Genomic DNA, 4,402 nt, shown 5'->3' on the forward strand with positions numbered 1-4,402 from the left:
TGGGTGCCGCCCGCTGCGACCACGGCCGTGCCGGAGGCCGCGAGGCTGCCGTCGTAGGTCTTGGTCACATCCGAGGTGGTCACCGACAGGTTGGCCTTCGTCACGTCCACCGTCTGGGTGCCGCCGGTGAAGGTGTAGTTGCTGGCGAGGCCGGCGCCGGCGGTGCCGTCGCCCACCAGGCTGAGGCCGCTCACATCCACCGTCTTGCCGGTGCCCACGTGGCGGGTGGCCACGCTGCCGGCGCCGGACAGGGTCAGGGTTTCGCTGCCCACCAGGGTGCCGAGGGTCAGGTCGCCCGTGCCCACCGCGGTGGTGCCGTCATACACGCGGCTGCCGGTGAGGCTGACGGCGTAGGGGTTGATGGTGGCGGTGGTGCTGGCGGTGGTGTCGGCCAGGGTGTAGTTGCCGGCATCGGTGCCCGTGAGGGTGATGCCGGTGATGTTCACCGTGCCCGGGGTGGCGCTGGCGTTCTTGCTGGCGAAGTTGCCGGTGGCGGTATCGACCGCCAGCAGGTCGCCGGCGTACTTGCCGGTGAAGCCGGCCGAACCGGTGGCGAGGGTGGCGCTGTCGTTGCCGTCGTAGTTCTTGTCGCTGGCAGTGATGCCGGTGACGGCGCTGAGGGTGGCCTTGGTGATCTTGCCGATGTTGGCGTCGATCGCCGTGGAGCCACTGGCCAGCTTGTAGCCATAGACCGCGATGCTGCCGGCGCTGACCGAGTCGATCACCGGGCTGACCGAGACCAGCTTGGCGTTGCCGACGTTCTTGTCGTCGTAGGTGCCGGCGGTGCCGAAGACGACCGCGTCGCCCGCCAGCAGGCCGGCGGTGATGTTGAAGTTGCCCTGGGCAAGCGTGGCGGCGGTGGTCGAGTCATAGACGCGCTCGACGCTGCCGGTCAGCGCAACGGTCAGTTCCGGCGCCAGGGTGTAGAGCAGGCCGTTGCCGGTGCCCAGCACGCTGGAGGTGCCGTAGGTGGCGTCGTACTGCTTGAAGTCCGGCGCGAGGCCGCCGAGGGTGTCGGCTGCCGGGTCGGTGGACCACACCTGCCAGTGGCCGGTACCCACCGTCAGCGCGGCGGCGCCGGCGTGGTTGGTGAAGTTGGCGGCCGAGGCCAGGGTGATGTCGGACGCACCGCTGACGGTGATGCCCTTGTCGAGCACGATGTCGCCGCTGGTGGTACGCAGGGTGACCGGGCCGGTGGCGGTGATGCCGTCGATGCCGCCGGCGGTGCCCACGGCCAGGGTCTGGGCGTTGGCGAGGGACAGCGCGCCGGAGACGCTGCTGGCCGCCACGGTGCCGATGCGGTTGGCGTTGTCGAGGGTGGCCGACTGGGCGCCGGTGATCGCCAGCGTGCCCACACGCACTGCCGTGTTGGCGCCCTGGGTGAGGTTGCCGGTGCTGCCCACCGCGAGGTTGGCAGCCGTCACCGAGCCGAGGGCGAGGTCGCCGCTGGCGTTGAGGGTGGCGTTCATGCCCACCGCGGTGGCGGCCACGTTGCCGCTGAACTGGTTGCCAACGTTGCCCAGGTTGAGGGCGCCGGCACCGGTCACGCCGGAACTGGCGTTGGCGGTGCTCTGCTGGACGATCAGGCTGATCGCGCCCAGATCCAGCGCGCCGGACTGGTTGATGCCGGTGATGCCCGACGAGCCGGTGTCGCTGAAGGTGCCCTTGGTGGTGATCTTCAGCAGGCCGCCGATGTTGTTGCTGTCGTTCAGCACGATGGCGTTGCCACCGGCGACCGCCGAGATGGTCTTGCCGCCGGCATCCGACACCACCTGCAGGCCGCTGGCCAGCTTGGCGCCGGCGACGCTGGCGGTGGTGGTGCTCACCCCGTTGAAGGCCGAGGCCTGCAGGGTGGTGCCGCTCATGCTGAGGGTGATCACGCCGAACAGGCGGATCTCGTTGCCCGACACGGCTGCCGAGCCGCCGCCGATGAGGTTCTTCGACGAGTTGCCCGAGCTGAACTGGCCCGCGCCGACCAGATCGAAGCTGCCGCCCACCTGCAGGAAGGCATCTTCGGCCGGCGGGGTGCCGGCCTTCTGGGTGACGGCGCCGGTGCTGTCGAGGGTGAAGGCGCCGGCGATCAGCGAGTCGTCGAGCACGGTGCCCGCGGCGTGGACGTTCTTCACGGCAACGTCGGCGGCCTCGTAGGCGCTGGTGTCGAGGGTCAGGTTGCCACCGATCAGGATCGGGGAGCCGACGGCCTGGGTCAGCGCGCCGCCGAGGGTCAGGCTGACATTCGAGCTGCCGCCGGTGTTGGTGATGCCGACGATCTGCAGCGCGGCGGTGTCGATGGTGCCGACCTCGACGCCGTCCTGATCCACGAAGGCCAGGCTGGCGCCGCCGGACAGCAGCGCGGCGAGCACATCCACGTCGTTGCCGGTGTTGGCGAGGGTGACGTTGCCGGCCGACTTGATGGCCAGCTTGGCGGCCTTGATCGGGGCCGCGCCGCTCTGGGTGATGACACCGGCCGACTCGAGGCGCAGCTCGTCGAGGGCGTGGGTGCCGCCCACCGCGGCGACGAAGTTGAGGCCGCCGCTGCCGGTGGCGAGGCGCAGGGTGCGCGGCGTGCCGGCCGCATCGCTATCCACCGTGCTGGCGAACTGGATGGTGCTGGTGCCGCCATTGGTGTTGATGGTGACCGGGCCGGTCAGGGTGGTGGCCGACGCGAAGGTGACGTTGGCAGCGTTGGTGGTGATGTCGCCCGCGGTGCTGATGCCACCAGCGGCGGTGATGTGGACGGCCCCGTCGGCGTTGATGTCGCCGGACGCCGACAGCGCCGTGGTACCACTTTGATTGAGGGTGACGACGCCACCGTTGGTGGTGGTGACGCCGGCGTTCACCGCGAGATTGGTGCCGGCCAGGCTGACCCCGGCGGCGGTGTCGGTATCGACGGCGCCGTTCAGGGTGGTGGTGCCGCTGCCGGCGGTCTGGACGAGCGCGCCGGCGCTGATCGCGTTGGCGGTCACGTCGTGGGCGCTGGTGACGGTGAGGGTGCCGAGGCGGCCCGTGGCCGCGCCGCCCACCGCACCGGTGAAGCCCACGTCGCCGCTGCCGACGACGACGGTGAGGTTGTTGCCCTCGCTGGCTTCCGAGTTCAGCGTGCCGCCGAAGCTCACCGCGCTGTTGGTGGTGGTGACGGTGACGCCGGTGAGCAGCTCGACGGCGTCGTTGTAGGTCTGGGCGCCGGTGGTGGTCACGTCGCCGCCAAGGCGGGTGGTGCCACCGGCGTTGGTGGTGACGCTGGCCGCGGTGACGGCGTCGGCGAACAGGGTGGTGCCGGTGCTGTTGACCGTCAGGGCGCCGAGGGCATCGGTGCCGCCGACAATGCCGCTGAAGGTGACATCCGCGCTGCCGCTGCCCACGGTGAGGGCTGCGGTCTGGCCGGCCGCCGAATCCACGGTCTTGTCGAAGCTGACCGCGGCGTTGGTGGTGGCCAGGGTGACGTCGGCGAGCACCTCCACGTCGTCCTGGAAGTGCTGGGCGCCGGTGGTGGTGATGTTGCCGCCGAGCTGGGTCTTGCCCGGGGCGTCGGTGGTGACGCTGGCCGCGGTGACGGCCGCGTTGAACAGGGTGGTGCCGCTGCTGTTCACCACGATCGCGCCCGGCGCGCCCTTCACGGCGCCGCCGACCACACCCATGAAGCTCACGTCGCCGGTGCCGGCATTGACGGTGAGCGGGTTGGCTTCGCCGACGCCGCCGGTGACCTGGGAATCCACGGTGCCGCCGAAGGTGACGGCGCTGTTGGTGGTGGCCAGGGTGAGCGGGGCCTGCAGCTCGACCGCGTCGTTGTAGGTCTGGGTGCCGGTGGTGGTGATGTTGCCGTTGATCTGGGTGGTGCCGCCGGCGTTGGTGGCAACGCTGGCCGCAGTCACCGCGGCGTTGAACTTGGTGGTGCCGGTGCTGTTCACCGTGACCGCGCCGAGGGCGGTGGTGTCGCCGACGACATCGGTGAAGGTGACGTTGCCGCTGCCGGTGCTCACCGTGAGGGCGTTGGTCTCGCCGGATTCGGAATCCACCGTCTTGTCGAAGGTGACGGCGCCGTTGGTGGTGCCGAGGGTGATGCCCGAGCGGACTTCGACGATGTCGTGATAGACCTGCGCGCCGCTGGTGGTGACGTTGCCGTTCAGCAGCGTGGTGCCCGGCTCGTCGGTGGTGACGCTGGCCGCGCTCACCGCCGCGTCGAAGCGGGTGGTGCCGGCGCTGTTGACCGCCAGCGCGCCGAGGGGGCTGGTGCCGCCGACCACGTCGCTGAAGGTGGCGTTGCCGGTGCCCACAGAGACCGTGAGGCCGCGCGGGGTGCCGTCGGCGCCGAGGGTGCCGTTGAAGACCACGTTGCCGGTGCCGGCGCCGGTGCCGAGCACGGCGTCGCCGCCGGTGACCTGGGCCCCGCCGGTGACGCTGA

General features: G+C 70.8%; 1 protein-coding gene. It reads right to left on the reverse strand.

What is annotated here, in order from left to right; genetic code table 11:
* A partial coding sequence (locus tag QQK25_RS03125; RefSeq protein WP_284186628.1) for a beta strand repeat-containing protein occupies nucleotides 1-4,402 on the reverse strand: 4,402 nt, incomplete at both ends.

Origin of the sequence: Zoogloea oryzae (genome assembly GCF_030161255.1) — a bacterium.
Lineage (GTDB): Bacteria > Pseudomonadota > Gammaproteobacteria > Burkholderiales > Rhodocyclaceae > Zoogloea > Zoogloea oryzae.